General features: G+C 43.2%; 21 protein-coding genes. 14 read left to right on the top strand and 7 right to left on the bottom strand.

Annotation, left to right across the window (positions count from 1 at the left end; genetic code table 11):
• Positions 1–46: 46 nt before the first annotated feature.
• Positions 47–2,608: a phosphocholine-specific phospholipase C gene (locus tag ABIB39_RS19260; protein WP_354431818.1), complete on the top strand. Its 2,562-nt coding sequence runs from the start codon at positions 47–49 to the stop codon at positions 2,606–2,608.
• Here the strand turns inward: ABIB39_RS19260 and ABIB39_RS19255 are convergent.
• Positions 2,601–4,268 carry an ArnT family glycosyltransferase gene (locus ABIB39_RS19255; RefSeq protein WP_354431817.1) on the bottom strand — a complete coding sequence of 556 codons (1,668 nt, stop codon included), beginning with the start codon at positions 4,266–4,268 and terminating at the stop codon, positions 2,601–2,603. The two genes, ABIB39_RS19260 and ABIB39_RS19255, sit on opposite strands and share 8 nt — an antisense overlap.
• Before the next feature lie 196 nt (positions 4,269–4,464).
• On the opposite strand from ABIB39_RS19255, the gene ABIB39_RS19250 reads away from it, so the two are divergent.
• Together ABIB39_RS19250 and ABIB39_RS19245 are read left to right on the top strand one after the other, a co-directional pair.
• Positions 4,465–5,322, top strand: a complete 858-nt coding sequence (locus ABIB39_RS19250) for an alpha/beta hydrolase (RefSeq protein ID WP_354431816.1) — start codon at positions 4,465–4,467, stop codon at positions 5,320–5,322.
• Between the two features lie 125 nt (positions 5,323–5,447).
• Complete coding sequence (locus tag ABIB39_RS19245) at positions 5,448–6,344, top strand: MBL fold metallo-hydrolase (RefSeq protein ID WP_354431815.1); 897 nt, start codon at positions 5,448–5,450, stop codon at positions 6,342–6,344.
• Positions 6,345–7,073: 729 nt separating this feature from the next.
• On the opposite strand, the gene ABIB39_RS19240 is transcribed toward ABIB39_RS19245, so the two are convergent.
• Positions 7,074–8,171 carry a DUF3810 domain-containing protein gene (locus ABIB39_RS19240; protein WP_354431814.1) on the bottom strand — a complete coding sequence of 366 codons (1,098 nt, stop codon included), beginning with the start codon at positions 8,169–8,171 and terminating at the stop codon, positions 7,074–7,076.
• Positions 8,172–8,277: 106 nt separating this feature from the next.
• Complete coding sequence (locus ABIB39_RS19235) at positions 8,278–8,793, bottom strand: DUF2911 domain-containing protein (protein ID WP_354431812.1); 516 nt, start codon at positions 8,791–8,793, stop codon at positions 8,278–8,280.
• 259 nt (positions 8,794–9,052) lie between these two features.
• Here ABIB39_RS19235 and ABIB39_RS19230 point away from each other — a divergent pair, with 259 nt between their 5' ends.
• The gene (locus ABIB39_RS19230; RefSeq protein ID WP_354431811.1) at positions 9,053–10,705 is read left to right on the top strand and encodes an ArnT family glycosyltransferase; all 1,653 of its coding nucleotides are present in this window, start codon (positions 9,053–9,055) and stop codon (positions 10,703–10,705) included.
• A 1-nt stretch (position 10,706) separates the two neighbouring features.
• Here ABIB39_RS19230 and ABIB39_RS19225 read toward each other — a convergent pair whose 3' ends face one another.
• The 4 genes from ABIB39_RS19225 to ABIB39_RS19210 form a co-directional block, all read right to left on the bottom strand.
• The gene (locus tag ABIB39_RS19225; RefSeq protein ID WP_354431810.1) at positions 10,707–13,112 is read right to left on the bottom strand and encodes a TonB-dependent receptor plug domain-containing protein; all 2,406 of its coding nucleotides are present in this window, start codon (positions 13,110–13,112) and stop codon (positions 10,707–10,709) included.
• A gap of 137 nt (positions 13,113–13,249) precedes the next feature.
• The gene (locus ABIB39_RS19220) at positions 13,250–13,441 is read right to left on the bottom strand and encodes a hypothetical protein (RefSeq protein WP_354431809.1); all 192 of its coding nucleotides are present in this window, start codon (positions 13,439–13,441) and stop codon (positions 13,250–13,252) included.
• Between the two features lie 61 nt (positions 13,442–13,502).
• The gene (locus ABIB39_RS19215) at positions 13,503–15,977 is read right to left on the bottom strand and encodes a TonB-dependent receptor domain-containing protein (RefSeq protein ID WP_354431808.1); all 2,475 of its coding nucleotides are present in this window, start codon (positions 15,975–15,977) and stop codon (positions 13,503–13,505) included.
• A 98-nt stretch (positions 15,978–16,075) separates the two neighbouring features.
• On the bottom strand, positions 16,076–16,489 hold the full coding sequence (locus ABIB39_RS19210) for an EamA family transporter (RefSeq protein ID WP_354431807.1): 414 nt from the start codon (positions 16,487–16,489) through the stop codon (positions 16,076–16,078).
• A 178-nt stretch (positions 16,490–16,667) separates the two neighbouring features.
• Here ABIB39_RS19210 and ABIB39_RS19205 point away from each other — a divergent pair, with 178 nt between their 5' ends.
• From ABIB39_RS19205 to ABIB39_RS19160, 10 genes are all read left to right on the top strand, one after another.
• Positions 16,668–17,699, top strand: a complete 1,032-nt coding sequence (locus ABIB39_RS19205; RefSeq protein WP_354431806.1) for a fatty acid desaturase — start codon at positions 16,668–16,670, stop codon at positions 17,697–17,699.
• A gap of 70 nt (positions 17,700–17,769) precedes the next feature.
• The gene (locus tag ABIB39_RS19200) at positions 17,770–18,678 is read left to right on the top strand and encodes a hypothetical protein (RefSeq protein ID WP_354431805.1); all 909 of its coding nucleotides are present in this window, start codon (positions 17,770–17,772) and stop codon (positions 18,676–18,678) included.
• A 221-nt stretch (positions 18,679–18,899) separates the two neighbouring features.
• Positions 18,900–19,541 carry an RNA polymerase sigma factor gene (locus ABIB39_RS19195; protein WP_354431804.1) on the top strand — a complete coding sequence of 214 codons (642 nt, stop codon included), beginning with the start codon at positions 18,900–18,902 and terminating at the stop codon, positions 19,539–19,541.
• Positions 19,538–20,893 carry an outer membrane beta-barrel protein gene (locus tag ABIB39_RS19190; RefSeq protein WP_354431803.1) on the top strand — a complete coding sequence of 452 codons (1,356 nt, stop codon included), beginning with the start codon at positions 19,538–19,540 and terminating at the stop codon, positions 20,891–20,893. Before ABIB39_RS19195 ends, ABIB39_RS19190 begins: the two co-directional genes overlap by 4 nt.
• Positions 20,894–20,899: 6 nt before the next feature.
• Complete coding sequence (locus ABIB39_RS19185) at positions 20,900–21,442, top strand: YceI family protein (protein ID WP_354431802.1); 543 nt, start codon at positions 20,900–20,902, stop codon at positions 21,440–21,442.
• Positions 21,443–21,465: 23 nt separating this feature from the next.
• Entirely contained in the window at positions 21,466–22,413 is a 948-nt protein-coding gene (locus ABIB39_RS19180) for a DUF5777 family beta-barrel protein (RefSeq protein ID WP_354431801.1), read from the top strand.
• Between the two features lie 297 nt (positions 22,414–22,710).
• Entirely contained in the window at positions 22,711–23,142 is a 432-nt protein-coding gene (locus ABIB39_RS19175; RefSeq protein WP_354431800.1) for a hypothetical protein, read from the top strand.
• A 22-nt stretch (positions 23,143–23,164) separates the two neighbouring features.
• On the top strand, positions 23,165–23,590 hold the full coding sequence (locus ABIB39_RS19170) for a hypothetical protein (protein WP_354431799.1): 426 nt from the start codon (positions 23,165–23,167) through the stop codon (positions 23,588–23,590).
• A gap of 147 nt (positions 23,591–23,737) precedes the next feature.
• Positions 23,738–24,100, top strand: a complete 363-nt coding sequence (locus tag ABIB39_RS19165; RefSeq protein ID WP_354431798.1) for a hypothetical protein — start codon at positions 23,738–23,740, stop codon at positions 24,098–24,100.
• Between the two features lie 105 nt (positions 24,101–24,205).
• Positions 24,206–24,577, top strand: coding sequence for a hypothetical protein (locus ABIB39_RS19160; RefSeq protein ID WP_354431797.1), 372 nt, complete (start codon positions 24,206–24,208; stop codon positions 24,575–24,577).
• The last annotated feature ends 107 nt before the right edge of the window (positions 24,578–24,684 follow it).

Here is a 24,684-nt window from a genome sequence, read left to right as displayed (position 1 = left end):
CATTACTAAACAGTACAGATATTTGAAGCGGTAAAAATTTAGTACGATGCCAGATACACGCAGAGATTTCCTTAAAAAAGCAGCCATGCTTGCCGGTACCGCCGGTTTAGCAAATATACTCCCCGCCTCTATCCAAAAAGCAATGGCAATAAACCCGTTGCCGGGCACTACCTGGGCAGATGCTGAGCATATTGTTTTTTTAATGCAGGAGAACCGCTCGTTCGACCATTGCTTTGGGTCGCTTAAAGGCGTAAGGGGGTTTAACGATCCGCGTGCTATCGATCTTCCTAACAAAAACCCTGTTTGGCTGCAAACTAACGCTAAAGGCGAAACTTATGCGCCGTTCCATCTCGATATAAAAAACACCCGCTCTACCTGGATGAGCTCGTTGCCGCATAGCTGGAACAACCAGGTAAATGCCCGCAACGATGGCAAGTTTGACCAATGGCTGATGGAGAAGCAATCGGGTAATAAAGACTATAAGAACATGCCTTTAACGCTCGGTTATCACAACCGTGCCGACCTACCTTTTAATTATGCCCTGGCTGATGCCTTTACGGTATGCGACCAAAACTTCTGTTCATCATTAACCGGCACGACGCCTAACCGACACTTTTTTTGGACGGGCACCATCCGTAAGGAACAGAGTGAAAACTCGCGCCCTAATGTGTGGAACGAGGATTCGGACTTTGAATCGCATAACTGGACCACCTTCCCCGAGCGATTGGAAGATGCCGGCATTTCATGGAAATGTTACCAGAACGAGATTTCGGTAGGCGTGGGTTTTGAAGGGGAAGAGGATTCGTGGCTGTCGAACTTTACCGATAACAACCTGGAGTTTTTTAAACAATACAACGTTAAGCTGCACGATAAACATATTGCTTATCTAAAAAAACAGCTTACTGTATTACCGAAAGAAATTGCCGAAACACAGGCTAAAATAGATGGTTTGCCTACCGGCGATGCAAGCCTTTCCAAGCTAAAAAAGCAGCTTAAGCAACAAAAAGAGGCACTGGATAGCATAAATAACAACAAGGCTATTTTAGAGCCTGGCGCGTTTGATAAACTGAGCGCTAAAGAAAAAAACCTGCACTTAAAGGCTTTTACAACCAACAAAGCCGACCCCGATTACCATAAATTAACCACGCTTAAATACAACGATAACGGCACCGAACGCGAAATGCTGGTGCCAAAAGGGGATGTACTTTACCAGTTTAGGCAGGATGTAAAAACAGGCTACTTACCTACCGTATCGTGGTTAACTGCCGGCGAAAATTTCTCTGACCACCCCGGCGCGCCCTGGTATGGTGCCTGGTACACATCAGAGGTTTTGGACATCCTTACCAAAAACCCGGATGTTTGGAAGAAGACAATCTTCATTCTTACCTACGATGAAAACGACGGATATTTTGACCATATTCCACCTTTTACTGCCCCCCATTCGCACAAAAAGGGAACAGGAAAGGTATCTGACGGCATTGATACGCGCGTTGAATTTGTAACCCTTGAGCAGGAGCAGGAACGCAAAGGTTTTCCTAATAATTACGACCGTGAAAATGCCATTGGCCTGGGCTACCGGGTTCCTATGGTCATTGCGTCACCGTGGAGCCGTGGCGGATATGTAAACTCGGAAGTATTTGACCACACTTCGTCACTACAATTTTTAGAAACCTTTCTTACCAAAAAAACAGGTAAAAAAATAAAGGAGCACAACATCAGCGATTGGCGCCGCACCATTTGCGGCGACCTTACCTCGGTATTCCGCGCCTACCACGGTGAAAAGTTTGCCGCCCCTGCGCCGCTAAAAAAGAATGAGTTTGTAGAAGGCATCCACAAGGCACAGTTTAAAAAACTTCCTTCGGGGTATAAAAACCTTTCGGCAGATGAGATAGCTGTTATTAAAAAGCATCCGGCATCATCGCCATACATGCCCAAGCAGGAGCCAGGCATAAAGCCCTCATGCGCCTTGCCTTACGAGCTTTATGCGGATGGGCAGCTGAACGAGGACAAAACCGCATTCGAGATAAAATTTAAGTCAGGTAATACTATTTTTGGCGATAAGGCGATTGGCGCGCCGTTTAACGTGTACGCACCAGGTAAATATGCTTCCTTTAATGATTTGCAGAAAATGGAAGCCGTGCGCACCTGGAGTTATGCTGCCAAAGCAGGTGATACCCTAACCGACGGCTGGCCGCTTAACGAGTTTGAGAACAGCAATTACTACCTGCGCACCTACGGGCCAAACGGCTTTTACCGCGCTTATAAAGGCAGCGTTAAAGACCCGGGCATAGGTGTACAATTTGCTTACCAAACAGCAGGTAAAAAGCTAAAAGGTAACGTCGACCTTACTTTTTGGCTTATTGGCACAAACGTGCCGCTAACCGTTGAGGTGATAGATAACGCCTATAAAACCGGCACAAAACAAATGACCATCCAACAGGAAAGCTTCGCGCCGCAAACCATAAAACTGGATCTAAGCAAAAACCACGGATGGTATGATTTTACCGTGAAAGTAAAAGGCTTTGCTGAGTTTGAGAAACGCTATGCGGGCAGGGTAGAAACCGGCCATTCCAGCTTCTCGGACCCGGTGATGGGCAGGGTTATTTAGAAATTCGCATTACTTCCATTGGCGCTACCTGTTTATCGCGGGTGGCCTTGTTTAAAAATGCGGGCTTTAATTTAGAGATATGGAAACGTTCGAACTTAGCGAGCGTGGTTACTTTATATCCCTTTGCGGTAAAGGATGCCGCTGTTTCTGCAGGCCCGTAAAATATGAAAGGTGTTGTGGGTAAATGCCCGCTGCCGTCTTCATTTAATTCAATGATGGGTTGCCTCAAATAAAACTCCATGGGGAAGGAGGCAAATTCAAAACTGCGTGCAACAGGGAGGCCTTCCTTATTATTACCATTTATCCAAAAGGCCGCCTCGCTCCCGGCCTGGTATTTTAACAGCGACGGATAGAAAGCAAGGTTCAGATAAAGGTTCACCACAAAGGCTATGATAATCGTGCGGAACGCCGTTTGCCTGAAATCGGTATCGCTAAAATTGCCGGGTATTATCACCAGCAGTGCCAGCCATATTAGGATTGTTATGCCGACGTCCCACCTAAACTCCTGAGGTTTAAAAAAGTAATGCAGGGTAGCAATTACAAATAAAAGCAATACCACCAAACCTATTTGCATTACACGGATAGCCTTGATGCTGCGCTCTGATTTTAACCCCACCAGGTACTGTGCGGTGATTATAGCGAAGAAAGGGAACACGATATTCAAATAATGCGGTAACTGAAACTTTGATGCCGAGAACAACAGAAAGGTTAACATAGCCCCGCTAATGCAAAGCCACTCACGCTTTTGCACATCTTTGATGCCTGTTTTAATAAAATGCCAAATGGCCGCGAATAATATTAGCGACCATGGCAAAAATGCCCATAACGTGGTATGTATAAAAAAGGAAAGGTCGCCGTGGCCTTTTATTGGGCCGGTATTAAAAAAGCGCCCAAACTGGCTATCCCAAAAAAAGAATTTAATGCCCGATACATTGTGCGTATCAAAAACAAGCTTCTCGGGGTGGCTGTCGAACTGTACATACAGGCAATAGATCTCGGGCAGGATAAACAACAATATCATCACCGCGGCAAGCAGCCAGCGCAGGTTAAAAAGCTGTTTCCATTGTTTGGTGATAGCAAGGTGGCACACTATGGCGCCACCTATCGGCACCAGGGCAAACATCCCCTTTGTCATGATGGCGCAGGCAGTAAATAACGCGCCCAATACCAGTTGCCAAAACTTGTTTTGGGTATATGCGCTGTAAAAATAATATACCGATGCGATTATCAATCCCGTTAGGTAAGGCTCTGCACGTACGTCGTTGTTGGATAGTATGATGTGCTGCGAGGTAAGCAATATCAACACCGCCCATAGCGCTATCTGCTTAGTATAAAGTTGCTTGGCTAACAAGTAAGTGTACCAGGCCCCCATCAGCATAAACAATATACCGGGCAGTTTATACGCCCAGGTATTTATGCCAAATACCTTTAACGACAGGGCAGCCACCCAAAATGGGAAATGCGGTTTATCCAGCCAGTCGGTGTTATCTACGATGATGTTGATATAGTCGTTACGCTGTACCATGGTTTTGGCGATAACCGCGTAAAGCGTACCGTCGGGCGCCAGGATAGGGATGAACAACCCGGTAAAATTAAGCAGCACAGCCAACCCTATAAAGCTGTACAGCCATTTGTATTGATCCGGGTTGGGTTGTTGCATGCGCGGTAAAGTTAGATTTTAGATATGAGATTTGAGATACCCGATGTGAGATTTGCGTTAGCGATAAAAGCCATCCGCCCCGCCATGAAAACAAATCCTGTTATCTTTAAAATCTGCTTCATCCCGGCTCAGACATTGAAATTTATCGCTAATTTTAACCAACCGCAATAACCCCTGTTACTAACCAAAAATCTTGATGAAAAAAACATTCCTTTTATTACTGCTGCTTTGCCCTGTAGCGCTGTTTGCACAAACGGGCAAAGTGTATGATAACTTAACCCTTAACAGCAAGATCCTGAAAAGTGAACGCAAGTATGCCATTTACCTGCCACCAGATTATGAAACCAGTGGACGCACTTACCCGGTGCTTTACCTGTTGCATGGCGCCGGCGACGACCAAACAGGCTGGGTGCAGTTTGGTGAGGTGCTTAGCATTACAGATAAAGCTATCCGCGATGGCGTGGCTACGCCGATGATCATTATTATGCCCGATGCCAACACCGGCCACAGGGGTTACTTTAATAATGTTAAAGGCGACTGGAATTATGAGGATTTCTTTTTTACCGAATTGATGCCTTTTGTAGAGAAAAAGTACAAAATTAAAGCGGAGAAGCATTACCGCGCCATTGCAGGTTTAAGCATGGGCGGCGGGGGCAGTTTTATTTACGCGCTGCACCATCCGGAACTGTTCTCATCGGCATGCCCTTTGAGCGCCGCTACCCGTTTTTGGAATTTGGATGAAGCCAAAGGTTATTGCAAAGAAGAGTATCCGCAGGTTACAGATACAGCTGTAAGCAATTATTATAACAAATACAGCGTATCACAATTGATAAACGCCATACCCGAAGCGAAAAAGAAAGACGTGCGCTGGTTTATGGACGTTGGCGACGACGACTTTTTGTACGAAGGCAACGGCTTGGTGCATAATCTGATGCGCAAAAACAATATCCCGCACGAGTACCGCGTTAGGGATGGTGCCCATAACTGGACCTACTGGCGGGCATCGTTACCCAATGTGCTGGAGTTTGTATCACAGGCGTTTCATCAGTATTGAACAATTGATAGCCAATGGTTGATGGCTCATAGGAGAAATTTTCATGAACCGTAGCTATTTACTATTCGCCAATAAAACATAACTTTAACTGAACTCAATTTTATCTAATTTCTATTCTTTAACCTATGGAACGCCGCAAATTTTTAAGAAATACAGCTTTAACAGCAGGGGCATTGGCTTTTTTAAACAATAAAAGCTTTGCATCAATACTTACCGCGCCCGAGTATAAATTAACCGCGTTACGCAACAACGTGGGTATTTTTACAGAGCAGGGAGGTACCATCATCTGGATGGTAAATAAAGAAGGCATTGTTTGTGTAGATGCCGAGTTCCCGGAACCGGCGAACCATTTGATAGCCGAGCTGAAGAAAAAATCGGACCAGCCTTTTCAGTGGCTGATAAATACCCACCACCACGGCGACCATACCAGCGGCAATATCTCTTTTAAAGGCACGGTGAAAAACGTGGCTGCGCACGCCAACTCGCTCATTAACCAAAAGGCCGCCGCCGTTAAACAAAAATCGGAAGATAAACAGCTTTACCCCGATACCACCTTTACAGATAAATGGAAAGTAAAAGTTGGCGACGAACACATCACCGCGCATTATTTTGGCGCGGGCCACACCAATGGCGACAGCTTTATACATTTCGAAAACGCCAACATTGTGCATTGCGGCGACCAGGTGTTTAACCGCTTGTACCCTTATATTGACCGCAGTGCGGGCGCATCATGCAAGCATTGGCCCGTAGCGCTTGAGCAGGCACAAAAACAATTTAACAAGGATACCCTATTTGTTTATGGCCACGCTTTTGACCCTACAAAAGTTACCGGCACCATGGCCGACCTTAAGACTATGCAAAACTATATGGAAAAGCTTGTGGCCTTTGTTGATGGCAGCATAAAAGCAGGTAAAACAAAAGAACAGATCCTGGCCGCAACGGCTATCCCCGGTGTTACCGACTGGCAGGGCGATGGCATCCAACGTGGCCTTACCGCCGCTTATGAAGAGTTAACCGCTTAATATTAAACCTGATTTTGTAGCCAACCGCTGTACAAAAGCGTATATGACCCCGCTATGGTATGGAAGTGGATTTAGAAATTATAATAATTATCCCTGGCGAATGCCGGGGATTTTGATTAATAACCTATAAATTCTTTTTGATGAATCACTACCTGGCCTTGTTTTCGGTACTGCCGCGCCTATCGCTTTTAGGAATAGCTGGTAAACTCACATTACCTAACCATTTTTTGTAATTACTTATGGTTGTATACTTTAAAGGGCATCACCCATTAAACACATTTGGTCCGTTAGCGCAACAGGTCAATTTTTTAAAACAAAATTCATTTCATCTGTTGCAGATGTGTTTAGCCCCCCGTATTACTTCAGAACTGTATTTTTCACAGTTTTGTAACTTTTATGTGTTTAAACAGTCTTTTACTATAATAAGCTTTTATCCCATTCGTTCATTGTGTATATTTGACACTTAGTGTGCTTAGGAACACTTTTTGTAGTTTAACTTACACAGACAGAATATATTAGGAAATATGCAGCCGCAATGGCTTTGCTATAAAGAGCTTGGGTAATTTTTAAACATGTTATCTGAGGTTTAGTTGATCAACATTATTTGAATGATGTTGTAGTGCGTTCCGGGGTGAGATACGGAACGCATTTTTTTGTTTACATCAATTGCGCTTATAGCAGTTAGATTAAGATTAATTTCACCGATCAGTTTTCCAACAATCCCTATAGCTATCTGGACGCCACTTTCTTACCCTTATATGTTGCGAGGACTAATAACACCATTCGGTTATAGGTATCCAGCCCTTGGGGTTGGTTATTGGCCTTTAAAAAGTTGTCGTAAAAAACACTGGTAATGGTATTTATTTTGTTTTGATACGATAGCCAATAAAGGCGCTCTTCTTTAAAATCCGCCAGTACCTGCGGGGATATTTTGATTTTTAATTGTTTAAATACAACGGTATCCGTATAACGCACAGTGTGCATAAATTCGTTAACCGCGAGGTTATAGGCCGAGTATCTTAACAGCCTGTCGTTAGAACCTATTGCCGCTATAAAGCCAACGAAGTTTGCCTCATCCTCGGGCCCGTAACCCATTTGGTGAGACATCTCGTGGCTGGCCACAAACGGCCGGTTAAACACCGGCATCTGGTAGTTCATTTGCGCCTCGCCTGTAAACGGGTTGTAGTAGCCGGATGTACCAATGTAATTTAGCAGTCCTGTTAATAGCGATGGTTTTATTTTCGGGCTGTAAGTATAGTATTGGGCATTGGTGTTCGATAGTTTGATAACCGCTTTGTTTGCAATGCTATAAATAGAATCGTTGCCCTGTTTCAGATCTGCCGCTGTAACCCTTGCACGGGCAGCGTTAGCGCTATCTATCAGTATAGTGGTAACTCTTTGCAATTCGGCTTTGGTATAAGTGCTATCGCGAAGATTAAGCCGCTCGCCTGCCGATGGACGGAAGTAGTTAAGTCCCCAAAACGAGTAAAACATCAATATGCCTGCCATCACTGCTATTACAATGCCAGCTGCAAAAATACCGGCGTGCATAAACTTTTTTTTGATGCAGAGTACAATTAGCCGGATCAGCGCATAAACCAGGTAGCCTATCACAAACAGGTATATGAGGTCGCCAACACTAAAGGGAAACAGATTAAAAACCGGGTGCAGTACGTGGCAAATGAACGGGTAAAACCCTTTCGAATAATATTTCTCAACCGCTTGGGGGTGGTCGGCAAAAACAAGCAGCAGGTTTACCGCCAGCATAAGGCTAAGGACAATTAACCATCTCCTTAATAAAACCTTGCCCGGCCTTTGTTTTTGCATGTTTAGGGTAAAATTGCTACAGGCAAATATTACGCTTTATTTTTATATAGCGCAATAAAAAACCCCGGTCAAATTGGCCGGGGTTTTTACGTAAAATCGCAATAACTTATTTTACAGCAACGGGTACCGTTAGCTTGTCCCAGGTTAAACTAAAACCTTTTTTGTTGATCTTGTAAACCAAACGCTCGGTAGCTTTTGCAGCAACCGGTTTAACGGTCACCCGCAAAGCATCATCTGCTTTTTTATATTTGTAGGCCCCCCATTGTTTGGCCACCTTGTTAAAAACGATCGTCCAGGTAGATTTGCCGGGAATAGCGAAAAGCCCATAAGTACCAGCAGGTAATTTTTTCCCCTGTACTAAAATATCCCTGCTTGTTTTAAATACGGTAGCTTCGTTTGCACCGGCGCGCCAAACTGAATCTATCGGCACTAATTCACCATATATTTTACGGCCTTTTACCGATGGGCTGCCGTAGTTGATGCTGATAGTAGCTGCACCAATTTGAGCACTAACGCTATCGCGCGGGCTTGCAACAGGTTTGTTTTGGGCAAAAGTAACGGCTGTAAACAGCATGGCAAACGCAAATAGCATTGCTGCTTTTAGTTGAAATGTTTTTTTCATGATGGTATCATTGTAGTTTATATGGGGATAAAGATAACGCATAAACGCCTAACATCTTAAAAAATTACTTATTACCGCTAACTACTAAAACTTTCATAAACACAGCGTGTTATATAAGCCGAATTCACATTGCAGTTAGGAATTGACCGAAAGGTTAAACAATTGTTGTGAGTTTTTGGCCCCTGCCGCAAGGTGGGGGTTTTTTATGCCTTCGGCCTCATAAATATTTGCCGCCATTACACTTATATTTGCCATTACAATGGCCAATAATTACAAGCCCTTTTACATTTTACTGTTTTTGCTGGCGCTAATGGTTAACTTCATTGGCATCGACGCCGATTTTTTTACCGACGACCCCGGGCTTTACGCCTCTATCTCCAAAAACATGCTTTACAAGCATGACTTACTCCAACTCTTTACTTATAACACCGACTGGCTGGACAAACCCCACTTCCCTTTTTGGGCAGTATTGATAAGCTTTAAAATATTTGGCGTTAGCGCCTGGTCGTATCGCTTGCCGGCTTTGCTCTTCTTTTTGTTAAGCCTGCTTTATACCTACTTATTTACCCGCAGGTTTTACACCAAAGAGATAGCCCTTACAGCCGTTTTAATACTGACGACAGCCCAGCACCTGCTGCTATCAAATATTGATGTACGCGCCGAGCCATACCTTTTGGCATTGATAATTGGCAGCATTTATCACATTGCCCGATATAATGATAAACCAATAGCTAAACATTTGCTGCTGGCAGCCCTGCTTACAGCTTGCGCAATCATGACGAAGGGCATCTTTGTAATCGTAGCTATTTACGGAGCGTTGCTGGGGCAATTCATCGCGCAAAAAAATTTTTTTCAGTTGTTTTATCCAAAATGGTTACTGCTATATGCTCTTACTTTTCTGTTCACCCTGCCCGAACTTTATTCCCTTTACGTGCAGTTTGACGCACATCCGGAGAAGATGGTTTTCGACAGGCAACATGTAAGCGGGATAAAGTGGTTTTTGTGGGATAGCCAGTTTGGACGCTTTATAAACCAAGGGCCTATCCAACAAAAAAAAGGTGGCGATAAATTCTTTTTTGTACATACCCTGCTTTGGGCATTTTTGCCGTGGTGCCTGTTATTCTATTACTCGCTTTACAAAAGTTTTAAAAGTGTTTGGCAAAAAGCAACTTTGCCTGAGTATTACACCCTGAGTGGAGCGTTACTGTTGCTGATCCTGTTCTCTTTATCGCGGTTTCAGTTACCTTTTTATACCAATATACTTTTCCCATTATTTGCCATTATAATGGCGCCTTACTGCTTTAAACAACTTAGCAGGGCAGGTACAATTTACCGCAAGATGGTTCTGCTTTTATTTGCTGTTGCTTTACCAATAGTTATTGTTGCGATACATGTTTACGCTAAACCGCCATCTAACCTGCTGTTTATGTTGGCTATTGCGCTTTTTGGATTAATAGCCGTTGCTATAACTATAAAAGTAAAAGAAACGGCTTACAAGATTTTTATGCTTACCTGCTGCTCGGTACTGTTTGCCAATTTTTATTTGAATACGGTTTTCTTCCCGCTTGTTGCGTCTTATAACGCGCAAATACCTGCCGCCAGGTATGCAAGCCAGCAACAGTTTGCCAACGCAAAGCTTTACACCCTGCGCATGTCTAACAACTCGTTCCAGTTTTATAGCAATAAACCTGTGGAGTTTGTACCGCTTGAAAGTTATAAAGATTTTAAGCCTACAGGCAAGGCGCTATTCTTCGCCAGCCAGGCATCGGTAGATTATCTTACCAGCGCCCATACCAATTTTAAGATCATTCAGGCCTTTATTGATTATCCTCAGGAAAACATACTGCCAAAGTTTATAAACAGCGATACGCGTAGCCAGGTACTTTCTAAGGCGTACCTTATCAGTAAGTAGGTTATTGCACGTTATATTTATAAACGGCCCTGCCTATATTGCCCATATTATCGATTCCTTCAACTATTACGCGATATTGGCCAGGGCCATCATTAAAATAATTAAAGGACGCATTGCCGGCAGCATCTGTAACCAGGTATGGTTTCCAGTAAATGGTGCTACGGTTTTCGGCAGGGTATTTCTTAGTTACATCATACACCGGCGAATAAAACTCGCGCGCTATATAAAAGCCTTTGGGCGATAATGTAAATATACCCGGCGACATTTCCTTGCTTATTTCTGCCGGTTCCCCACCTTGTTTTGTATTGATTACCATAACCCCGCTACCGGCGCCCATACCATAAACTACGGCATTTGCCCCTTTCAATATCTCTATGGAAGCAACATCAGATGGTTGAACAACATCTATCCCGCCCGATGTTATAGCACCATCAACAACTATTAACATAGGTTCGCTTATGGTTGCCCCGTTTGCCACAGTAAGTGAAGTTTTAAGATAAGCTTTCCCGTTATTAAAATCAATATTACGGGCAACCCCGCTCAGACCTTGTGATAACGTTGCGAAATTTTTAACGTCTTTACCAAAAATAACCTGGTCGGCATTACCCGCACCTGCAAGGCTCAATGTACGGTAATTGCTCGTCTTACCTGTCACAAATACCGGTTTTAATTCGCGTGTTTTGCCCGGTTGCCCGGTCACCACACCGGTGTATTCCGGCAAGTTATCAATTACCTTCTCTGCCGTTTGGCTGTAAGCAGGTAGTACAGCTGCAATATTATTATTATCTAATATTAGTTTGGCTTTATCACGAAGCGATTTGTTATCGATATTTAACAAGAATTGCGACCTGTCTGCATACTTCAAATCGGGAAAGGTAAATTTACCGTCAGTATCTGTAGTAGTGGTCATACTTTGCCCGGTGGCCGATAACATCAAGGTTATTCTTTCGTTTGGCACTGGTTTTCCCGATTTATTTACCATTAATCCGCTTATTGGTATGCCAAATTCTGGCTTATATGCCATTGGGGCTTGCGGCCCGTTAAGCAGCTCTTTCCATTGTACGCGGCGGTAACCTTGGGTAAGCATCAAAATATCGAGGTTATTGCGCGTGTCGGAAGTAACATTGTTAAAATAATAGCCGGGCTGTTCAACATATCCGCGCAACTCCGAGGTTAGCAATAGATCAGATAGAATAGAACCCTCGGTATCCTCATTGCTTTGTAGTTTACTTTCATCGATCACCGCAACCGAGAAATTACCCATAGATGCTTTATCTGCATTTTTTGCGTTAAGCGTAATAGTAGTCTTATCATGATTTACATAGGTCGCCTTATCACTATTTATCGTAAAATTAACGCCATCATCGTTCTGAATAAACACTAAACGTTCGCACAATGGCATCCCGCTTTGCGAGAAAAGGGTGATTTGGGCTATGCCGCTTTTTAGTTCTTTTTTAGGCACGTCAAATCCTATTCCCTGATTATCTAACGTCGTTTTAACCGTTTTAACAACGCCAGCCGAATAGATCACTACATTCACCTCTTTATCCTTATTCTCCAGGTAATACGTTTTGTTGGCATTGATATCGATGGATAATTTAGCAGCATCGCTATTGTTAACCGTAAGCGACATGCCTTTTGTTTCGGGCACCGGGAGCGAAACCGTATTTACCGACCCATCCGGATAGGTTACTTTTGCCTTGTAGGTTTTGCCTGCATCGGCCGTGATATAAAATTGCCCCATCCCCAAATGCGCCGACGTAAATTTTGCAACTTCTTTATTATCGCTATCAACCACTATACCTTTTACATAAGCGCCCAATCCATTACTGCCAACTGCTTTAAACGCAATACGGCAAGGCACTGCGGTTATAAATGTACCTCCTTCGGGGAAAAACTGTACATCGGCTTTGTTATTCGCTGCTTTTGCCGGGTATAACTGCGCTAAGCTTTTGCCATTCACAGCTATGGTTTTGTTAAACACATAAACGTTACCTGCGTTTTGCATCCATTGGGTGTAAGCCCTTACTTTATAATTTCCTTTTGAAAGATAATTAGGCAACGAAAAATCGCCCCAGGCCAATCCGTTTTTCATTTGCAAAATAAGCGATTGCATTACCGAGTCGTTCTTGCTCACCAGATCCACATGCAAAACGCCGCTTATTTTTGATAGTTCGTGCTGTTCGCCTGCGGTTACGTAGGCTTTAAAGTATATGATATCCCCGGGGTTGTAGTAAGGTTTATCGAAGTGGAGATATGCTTTCTCTATGATATTGTCTATTGATAACGATTGCAGCCTGCCTACAACATCTTTCAAAGTGCCCTCGTTTTTTACAGGCGATACCTGTGCCTGTACAGCCGCATTTACACAGCTTGCGGCAAACAACATTAAGAAAAACTTTTTCATGGTGTGAGATATTTATACGCGATAAATTGCGGATGGTTGGTCCGGTTATAATTGGCATATAAATATACTGATATTCAGACGAATACTCCAAATAGTTTTTTTTGCGTACGGATATACAGGACTGAAAATTACCTGGCTTATTCTTCCTTTATCTCTTCCCAGTAAAGCGTACCCTCATAGATGCCATTTTTGATGGCAACCTGCGCTTTTACTTTATCCAATTCGGCCTTAACTTCTTCGGGGCTTAGTTTGGCGCTTAACGACGAATAGAAAATAACATACCCAGTCTTACTGTTTATGCATTTATAGTGTTTGTCAGCAGTATTCATAACGATATTGCTTTTAGATATCATTATAGTAATACTATTAAACGCCTAATTGTTTTTAAAATTACCTGCCGGCTGGCTCGCTTGGCATATTATTCCCACCCTCGTCACGGCCTTCTTTATCCTTGTCCTTAGAGAACTCCAGTTTACCAAATTTATAACTCAGCGTTAAACCAAACGAACGGAATGGCAGTTGCCTGATGCTGGTCTGATTAAAGCCCGGCCCTTTGGTTGTAGATTCCTGGTTAATGTATTGGCTAAAGGCGTTATTGGCAACTAAACCAATACTCGCCTTTTTATCCCAAAACTGCTTGCGCACCGCCATGGTGTAAAAAAAGAAATGCGGCCTTGTGCCCTGCAACGTGCGCGATGATGAGTTGTAATTACCAAATGCCTCGGCCATAAAGTTGCCGCCAAATTGGTAACTGGCATTAAGATTCATACGGTATTGGAAGGCTTTGACAGAATCGATACCCGGTGCCTTGTTGTTGCGCTGTGCCAGGAATATATTGGTACGCAGGTTAAGCTTTTTAGTAACAGGTACCGATGCAAATATATTACCGCCTAAGGTTGCCTGTGTGCCCAGGTTGGCGCGCTGGTTTAGCAATACGTTGGTGTAATCTTTACCGTTAATGGTGAGCAGATCGTAACGGGTGGTAAACTGCTGGATATCGTCGGTATTGTGGCGGTAAAAGCTCCCGATGTAAATATTGGCGCCGCTATCAAACGACTTGTTGTAACCCAACTCAAAACTATTGCTTTTCTCGGGCTTTAAGTTAGGGTTACCAGTGCTGATATTTTTTGGGTCGCTGATGTTATAAAACGGGTTTATCTCGCCGTAATCCGGGCGCTCTATACGGTACGAATAGCTTAATTTAATACTTTGCGTTGGCGTTAGTTTGTGTGATATTACCGCCGATGGTGCAAAGGTGTTGTAACCCGGTATCACCACGCCGGCTAAGTTTGATTTTGTATTGGTGTATTCGCTGCGTAACCCTGCTTTAACATCCAAAAAGTTTTTGAAAAGCGATGTTGATACCGATACATAGCCCGCGTAAATATTGCGCTTATAGTCAAAGCCGTAGGTTTGGTCGGCATTGTTTACGTAATTGCCACTACGTAGCGTATCGGTAATGGTGGTGTTCTTCAGGTCTTCTATAACTGCCTTTACGCCACCTTCTATATTGAAGGTTTTAGTAACCGGGTGAGTATAGTCTATAGAAATATTGGTTTCCCTGTCATTGCCGGGGTTGTTCCCACGGATGCCTGTGGTTTCCCTCGGGTCATTCAGGTAATCCTGCGTTTGGAAATAATTGGCCGTGTTTTTACTGTAACTGCTGGTAAATAACGCCTCAAGCGACTGACCTTCTTTCTTAAAGTTCTTTTTATAGGCAAGGCTGTAATCGGTAGAGTAGGCAGTAAACTTACTATCCGAATTACGTAAACTTAACAAATTCGAAATAATATTGTCGGTAGCGGCCGTTACACTCTCCTGTTGGTTGGTAAGCCCATTATTATGGTTCCCAAAATGATCAAAGCCTATGGCTGCTGTTAACACATCTTTAGGGGTAATATCCCAATTAAAACTTAGCCCGCTTTGGTAACCGCTCCGTTTAGAATCTGAACCACCATTTTGAAAAAGGCGTGTTATGTTACCAATGCTATCTGTTGACGAACGGTTATTGGTTGTTAAAACCGTGGTATTTAACTGTGCGTTGCCGCTAAAAAAAGCATTAACCCCAAAGTTACCTTTACGGGCATTTAAGTTAAATGAGCCATTCTCCTGGCGTGTACCCGCGGTAAGGTTTATGCTTCCGTTTATGCCCTGTATCTTGCTATCCTTTAATATAATGTTGATGATACCGCCGGTACCGGCCGCATCATATTTTGCACCGGGGCTGGTTATTACCTCAATGCTTTTTATTTGGCTACCGGGGATGGCTTGCAGCGCATCGGCAAGGCTGGCACCAAAAATACTGCTTGGCTTACCATTGATCAGGAAACGGATATTAGCGTTGCCTTGTAATTCCACATTACCATCAATATCAACAGTAACCTGCGGCACTTTTTTCAATACATCTATAGCGGCACCACTTTGGGCGGTCAAATCATTTTGGGCATTGTAAACCATTTTATCAATCCGGTTCTCAATAATGGGTGCCTTGGCTACGATGTTAACCCCCTTGAGTTGGTTTTGTACAGGCTCTAATAATACATTGCCAAGAGCCATTGTACCGCCATCAACAACTATAACATGTTCAACAGTATGTTTTTTATAACCTAAAAAATCTATGGTGAGGCGGTAGTCGCCAGCGGGGATGTTATTCAAGTTAAAGCCGCCCTTGGGGTCGGTACTTAAGCCGTTGAACGGGCTTGTACTTCCTTGTTTAAATAGGGATACTGTAGCATAATCTACAGGCTGCTTACTAACAGCATCAGTAACTTTACCGGTAATCTTACCTTTGCCGCCGCCATTATTTTGGGCATTTATATCTAAGGTAGTAACAAATAGAAAAACAAGAACAAAAAACGTACGCATATAACCTCTTTATTTCGAGGTGCAAAACTGTCAAGAAACTTTGGATTAAAACTGAATTTTTAGGTACGTTTCGTAATTGTTACATACACCATATCTACTTAAAATATAAGCACCATTGTACCGCCGATGATTAGCAACGCGCCAATCCCCGTTTTTAAAGTAAGCGGCTCGCCTAAAAACACAACCGATAAAATTATAGCCAAAGCAACGCTCAACTTATCTACCGGCGCCACTTGCGATACCTTACCTAACTGTAACGCCTTAAAATAAAAGATCCATGATAACCCGGTAGCGCAGCCGGATAGCACCAGGAAGGTCCAGTTCAATTTTGTCAAGCCATTAATGCCATGCTGTGTGCCCTTGTACAGCACTATTGCCCATGCAATCAGCAAGATCACTACCGTACGGATAGCCGTGGCAAGATCGGTATCAACTCCTTTTATACCAATTTTTGCAAATATTGCCGTGAGGGCTGCAAATAGCGCCGAAAGTAAAGCATAGATCCACCACATAATTTTATGTTTTTACAGATTAATAATTATCGACTTGATTTATCACGTGCAATTTTAAAGGAAAATAATTTCTTTTCGATTAATATCGAATAGCGTTTTCACCTTAAATGTGATGATTTTTTATAAGGAAATCATTTTTATAACACGTTATTCTTATCTTTATCGTTTTAACCCCAATATGAAGAAAACTGATTTTGTTTATTCCCAGGAATCGGAACCACATCGCATACGTACAAAAAAGATACTGAAGCAGTTTCCGCAGCTAAGGAATTTAATAGGGAAGAACCCAAAAACCATTTGGGCCATCATTGGCCTGGTAGCATTCCAGGTTGTATTGGCGTGGTTCCTTCGCGACCAATCATGGTGGTTGGTTTTTGGTGCCGCTTACCTGTTAGGCGCATTTGCAGACCACGCCCTGTTTGTGATGATTCACGAATGCACACACCAATTATTATTTAAAAATCGCAATGCAAACCGTTGGGCATCTATGTTTGCAAACTTGCCGCAAATACTGCCAAGCGCTATATCGTTCGAAAAATATCACATCAAACACCACTCTTTCCAGGGTGTACATGAGCTTGATGCCGATCTGCCAAACCGTTGGGAAGCGCGTTTAATAAGCAACTCTTTCTTTGGTAAAGCACTTTGGTTATTGTTTTTCCCGGTTTTCCAGTTGTTTCGCTTATCACGTTTACGCGAGATCCACCCGTTTGACGGATGGATACTGACCAACTGGTTGATACAAGCAGTATTTACCGGCCTTATCTATTATTTTATGGGATGGCATGCATTAGCATTTTTGCTATTGAGCTTTTCGTTCTCGGTAGGTTTACACCCGCTTGGCGCCCGCTGGATCCAGGAGCATTATTTAACCCACAGTGTCGAGCAAGAAACCTACAGCTATTACGGTAACTTTAACGCTGTAGCGTTTAACGTAGGTTTCCATAATGAGCATCACGATTTTCCTTCTATCCCATGGAATAAATTGCCGGAGATAAAGAAAACCGCGCCAGAATATTACGAAACTTTATACTACCATACCTCGTGGACCAAATTATTCTTCCAGTTTTTGTTTGACAGGGAGATCTCTTTATTCAACAGGATATTGCGCCGCGAGCGTGGTAAAGTTGCCATCACCGATGTATCTAAACCAGATGCCGAGATGAGCTTTGGCAAAGAGGGTGCCGCTATGGCGCCGCAAAACTTGTAGTGTCAATTTAAAAGCATAAATAAAACGGCCCATAATAATATGGGCCGTTTTTTGTTTTATAAGCTTAGTTATGTTTAAAAGTAAAGCTCTGAAAATATTTATACCTGTATTGTGCCTGCTATTTATCGCGGCATTTGCTAAGCACCGTTTGGTAGATAATAAGCACCTGCCCGAAAGCCATTTGTACTCAAAAGAAATGGACGAAACATCGGGGCTTGTAGCATCAGCCGTTAACCCCAATATTTATTACGCACATAACGATAGCGGCGACACCAGCCGTTTCTTCGCCATTACTGCCGATGGCAAACTCAAAACAACCATTTATTTTACCGGCGATAAAAAAGAACGCCTCGGCGTGCGCGATTGTGAGGATATAGCCGTAGGCCCCGGCCCTGTTAAAGGCAAAAGCTATGTTTACATTGGCGATATAGGCGATAATGCGTCACACCGGAAATTCATAACCGTGTACCGCACCGAAGAACGCAAAGCATGGGGCACCGATAGCCTTGCGCACACTGTACCTGTATCAGTAAACCTAAAATACCCGGATGGAGCCAAAGATGCAGAAGCTATGGCGATAGACCCCATTGAGAAACTACTGTATATCATTACCAAGCGTGGCGACAGCGTAGGTATTTATACGTCGCCATTAAAATATAAAGCTAACGATACACTTACCTTAACCTTTAGGGGAAGGTTGTTCTTTAGCGGGATAAAACCTTTTAAATGGATAACCGCGGCCGATGTATCCGCCGATGGTACACAGATATTGGTGAAAAGTTACGAGAAGGTGTACTACTGGCAGCGCCAAGCCGCCGAACCTATTTGGCGGGTTCTTAAAACCGCGCCCAAAGAATTGGTTTACAAACAAGAAAAACAAGGTGAAGCCGTTGCTTTTACGCGCGATGCCAAAGGCTACTACACCACCAGCGAAGGTGTTTACGCGCCTATTTATTATTATCAAACACCAGAGAATTAAAATTTTTATTACCTTTTCAAATTACCGGTCGAGCGCCCACGCCTGGCTTTTTAGTTTTCAGCGTCCACGCTGAAATGTGCAATCGCTATATCTTATAACGGATAATTATCACTATTTTTCTTCAATCAATATTTTTTTCAAAGCCGTGGCAACCTTTGAGCAACATCCCTCGTGATGTATGCAGATAAGGTAATAATTTAAGGCAAACAGAAACCCAAAGCATGGGCGAAGAAGAATTACAACAACTGGTAAACGGCTGTTTAAAAGATGACAGGCTGTGTCAAAAGCTCTTGTACAAGGCTTTTTATGGCTTTGCGATAGGCATCTGTTTACGGTACGCCAATAACCGGTACGAGGCTTCGGAGATCATGAACCAGGGGTTTTATAAAGTATTCAAAAATTTAGCGAAGTACGATATAACCAAGCCTTTTAAGGCATGGCTTGGCCGTATTATGGTCAACACTTCCATTGATTATTACCGTTCGAACCTGAAGGTGGCATACACCGAGGAACTTGACAAAGCCGAGCATATTAACGATACCGAATTCGCCGATAGGAATTTAAATTATAACGAATTATTGAATATGGTAAGTCAGCTACCACGTGCCTACCGCACCATATTTAACTTATTTGCCATTGAAGGTTACACGCACGAAGAGATAGGCGACATGCTGAACATCAGCACAGGCACCTCAAAATCAAACCTACATAAGGCACGAGAGAAATTAAAAATAATGATAGCCAACAGCAATAAAATGCCGGGCACAGTAAGTAAACAAGCAAACGATAATATAATACCTATTAACCAGCAAAACACACCCAACCTGTCCATATCGTTTATAAACAACATAACCAAGCGATGAAAGAGGAAAAAGAAGATAGTATTGATAAATTGTTTAGCCGCGGCCTAAGCGAGCCCGGCGACAATGCGCAATACCGGGAGGAAGATTGGGACACTATGGAGGCCCTGCTTGATGGCAAAAAGCCAAGGGGACTTGTATTTAATTTATTGGTGCTGGCCGGTACTATCGCGGCCATGCTTGTACTTATAATTGGCTGGTTATATTTAAACCCTACATCAAAACCTGATAAAAACACACAGCAGGCTGTGAAAAAAGCACAACCTGCCTTAAAAAAGGATTCCGGTAAATACGGCCCGCCCGTGCAGCAACTGGCAGATCTCAAAAGTAATACGCTTTCGGCAAATGATAGTAGTGCGATGAGTGCAAATAAATTGAGCCGTAAAAGTAAGTCGTTCTTCACCTTATCTGCTGTACAGGGCGGCCGTAATACTACCGGTAATAGTTTTAACTATAAGGCAGCGAAAGTAACAACGGCGGCTACACACGACACCATTATTACCAATGTAACCCAACTCGCCATAGCCAAAGTTGATACAATTATCACCGATAAAAACGCGCCTGTAATGGCAAATAATAAAACATATATCGATACCGTCACCGCCGATAAAAGCGCTGTACTTGCTGTAAATGGCAATAAAAAAGATACCATAATCACCGAAAAACGCCCTCCGTTGATCTCAGTAGTGGATGACATTAAACAAAATAAAAAATCGTCGAAATCTGGAGGTGCCTCAGGCCCGGCGGCATATGCATTTAGGCCAACCTTTTCGTTAAGCCTGGTGGCCTCGCCGGATGTAAACAGCGCCAAAGGCCTTTCCAATACCAGGGTGGGTTCAAACGCGGGCTTGCTGTTAACTATGGGTGTATCGCGCAAGTGGAGCATCACCACCGGGGCAATATATTCCGATAAACCATACATGACCGATTTTGCAAATTACGCTACAGCCTACCAATTTAACGCCAACCCGATTAGCGTTACCGCAAGCTGTATAGTGCTGGATATCCCAATAAACCTGGGCTACCAATTATTTAACAACGGGCGCAATAAGTTTAGCTTGGGCACAGGGCTATCATCATACTTTATGCTGCGCGAAAATTATACCTATAACTATGCAGGGGGCACCCCTACCGGGCCAACCAGCTACAACATACGTAATAAGAATAAACATATTATGGGCATCCTAAACCTAAATGCAACTTATCAGCGCGAGATAAGTTCGAAATTTGGGGTGGGCGTGCAGCCATACTTTAAAATACCGCTCACCGGTATCGGCTATGGGCAGGTGAATCTAAAATCGGCAGGGGTTGCTGTAGGGGTAACGTGGAACATTAATACGGGACAAAAACCTTAAAAAAATATGAAATATATCGGAGTAATATTACTCGCCTGGTTTGCAACAAACCGGGCGGGGCAGGACATCTATGTCTGTAAAACCGCGGTGGTAACCCTTTATTCAAGGGCACCTATCGAGGATATCGACGCGAGGAGCGATAAGGGTACATCGGTGTTTAACACCACCACCGGCGACCTTGCCTTTAGCGTGCCCATCCGCTCGTTTAAGTTTGATAAGTCGCTGATGCAGGAGCACTTCAACGAAAATTATATGGAGAGCGATAAGTATCCGCAGGCAACCTTTAAAGGCAAGCTTACCGACAAGCCTGACTTGACCAAAGACGGAACTTACCCGGTAACCGCAAGCGGCGTTTTTGATATACATGGCGTAAAACAAACCCGCACCATCACAGGCAAAGTTACCGTGGCAGGCGGTGCCATCAGCCTTAGTTCGGAGTTTATGGTGGCCTGTAAAGATCATAAGATAGATATCCCTACCCTCGTTTTCCAAAACATTGCGGAAACCGTCAAAATAAAAGTAACCGCGGCTTACACACCCTACAAATAAAACATCCTTAATACAATAAAATTATGAAAAGATCCCTCTTATTTATCGCACTTATATTTGCAGCCGGCTTATCAAGAGCACAAATCACAACACCAAAAGATACGGCAGCCACCAATACGGATGCCCTGATGAAAACCCTCAGCGTGCCCGTGAAAGGCGAACCCGTTATAGCTACGTTTAAAGCTACGCGGCTCATCCTATCGCAAACCACCGAGACTGTTAAAAAGAAAGAGCTTAACTTTTTGGTGATCCACCGCTTTGGCGATATTGGCGGCGCAGCAGGCGGCGGCAAAACCTTTTGGGGCTTAGATAATTCATCAGATATTTACATTGGTTTTGAATATGGCCTTACCGATAACCTGAACATTGATTTTGGACGCAGCAAATTTGAGCAACTGATAGAGCTGGGTTTAAAATATAATATCCTGCATCAAAAAACGGACAACAGCGTACCCGTTGCAGTTACTTTAATTGGGAAAACAGGTTTTAAGCCATACCATTCAAACACACCTGTTTTTGATGATTATGTAAACCGTTTCTCATACCTGGCGCAGGCAGTTATCGCGCGCAAATTCTCGTCAGCTTTATCGCTGCAGGTCTCGCCTATGTATATCATCAACAATGTGCCTTACCCGTTTACATTCGGTAACGAAAAGAAGTTTTTGGCAATATCTGCAGCGGGCCGTTTAAAATTCAGCAAGCGGATGGGCCTGGTGTTAGATTATGTGCACCCGTTCTCCAACTTTAGGGATAACAGCGTTAATCCTAAGTTTTATGACGGCTTGGGCGTAGGGATCGAGATAGAGACCGGCGGCCACGTATTCACCATTAATTTTACTAACTCAGAAGCAATCTCCGAATTTAACTCCCTTAATAATACCCAATCCAGCTGGAGCAAGGGGCAATTCCGCCTTGGGTTTACTATCTCCAGGATCTTTGATTTTAACAAGAAACACAAATCGGCTTACTAAGCTCCTTTACAAAATATATGGCTGTGCTGCACCGGGGGATGCTGCATAGCCATTTACATTTCTAACCTTATTGGCGTGGCAAGCGGGCGCCATCCGGGAAATATTAGGGATTGATTCCATGGCCCCTACCGCCCGGCAGTTTACACTCAACCGTAGCTGATCTTATAACGCTCCAATTTCCAATCAATATAAAATTATGTATCTCATTATCAATATAATACAATTATTACAGTACTATGTATTGCATAATACTATATAAAGCATATATCTTTATGAAAATTTAATCCATATCGTGAAATGAAAAAGATCTTTAACTTAAAAACAACCATACTTGCCTCGCTAATGATAATAGCAGGTAGTGCCACAACCTTTGCACAGTGCGACAAAAAAGTAACCTTCACGGCATCAACCTCGACTTACCTTAATGACAAAGGTGCGGTGGAAAAAACAAAGAATGAGGAAACAATAGTAACACTCGACAACAAAGAGGTTAACATCACCACTGGTGGTAGACCTGAACTGGCAGGCGTTGTTAAAACCTATACATGCAATTGGGTCAACTCCTATAAAACCGGCAAATCCGTAATCAGCACCGTTATGGTTGATGGGGGCAGTGAGTTGCATGCTATCATCACTATCGAAGGTAAAGATGGCAAAGTCACGTTAACCTTTGAGGCGGCAGAAATGCCCGGCAAAAAGATCGTGCTGATTGCAGACAAATTCGAATAATAAACCATAAATATCACATAATATGAAAACGAAAACCCTAACCTCCGCTGTGTTTGCTTTGTTCCTTGTAATAGCAGGCAGTACCACAACCTTTGCACAATGCGACAAAACAGCAACCCTTACCTCAACTTCCACAGATTATTTGGATGATACAGGCACTGTTTTAAAAAGCAACAATGAACAAACCGTTATCACCATCACAAAAACTGATTTGACTATTGCACCAGGCGACCACCAGATGAGCGGCAAGATCACTTCCAGCACCTGCGATTGGAAAGTCCCTTTTAAAGACGGCAAAACTGTAGTGAAGTCTTTGATGACCGGCGACGGGGAGGATAAACACGTCACCATAACCATTGAGGGCAAAGCAGGTAAAGTAACCCTGACATTTGAAGCCGAAGAGATGCCCGGCAAAAAGATACAAGTAGTGGCCGATAAGTTTGAATAATTATTGGTATTGCTTTTTGGATGGCGGGACGATGTGGTGCATCTCCCGCTATTTTTATTTTAAACTTTTGGTTATTCAAAATTAATATTTGGCGAGCATTAATTTTATATAAAAGCGTTATATTTAGGACTATAAAATTTAACCCATATGAAAAGAAAGATCTTTACTACAGCCCTATTATCATGTTGCTTTATGATATGCTTGGCAGCAGCAGTTTTTGCCGACCTTAACGGCAAATGGACAGGAAATTTAACCATGAGCGATGGTAATACCTTCCCGGTTACGTATGATTTTAAAGTTGCAGGCGAAAAATTAACCGGTACCGCGCAATCACCACAAGGCGATGTAAATATTGAGGATGGTAAAGTTAAAGGCGATGAATTTAGCTTCAGCGTAAATGTTAACGGCATGGATGTACCGCACAAGGGTAAAGTATATGCAGATTCGGTTGCTATGAATCTTACTATCAGTGCAGACCAGTTGCATTTTGTTCTAAAACGCGTTAAATAAGTCTCGTTATTAATATTTTACGCCCCGCCCAACCTGGCGGGGCTTTTTTGCGTAATGTAAATAACGGGCTTGTTAAATAACTAACAACGCTTACCTTTGCGCCGCATGTTACAACGTTTAACCGCATATCTATTGATTGTTTCTATGGTATCGGCCAATTTCTCACGTCTTTTTATCTACGCGGGTTTTGAGCTGAACAGGAACTACATCGCGACGAAACTTTGTGAGAACCGTAATAAACCCCAGCTGCATTGCAACGGCAAGTGTTACTTCATGAAAAAAGTAAAACAAGCCGAAGAAAAGCAGAACACCGAAGACAGGCAGGCACAAAAAAACCTGTTCCAGGAGGCCAGTTACAATCAACCTGCTCAGGTTAAGTTTTACTCGGTTTTATTATCGGTAACCAAAGTTCCCAACTACCGTATTAAATTGCCGCAACAAGTGGCAAGCATCTTCCAGCCTCCACGGCTCGCATAAAAACACTCCATTTTATTCATACAGTAAACGGTGCCGGCCCAAAGCCATTGCCTGCTATGCTTTTGCATGCGCTGTAATTAATTTATGTTCCGATGGTATCGGGGCAC

It is taken from the genome of Mucilaginibacter sp. UYP27, from assembly GCF_040547175.1.
GTDB lineage: Bacteria > Bacteroidota > Bacteroidia > Sphingobacteriales > Sphingobacteriaceae > Mucilaginibacter.
This window is presented reverse-complemented; position numbering and strand designations above follow the sequence as displayed.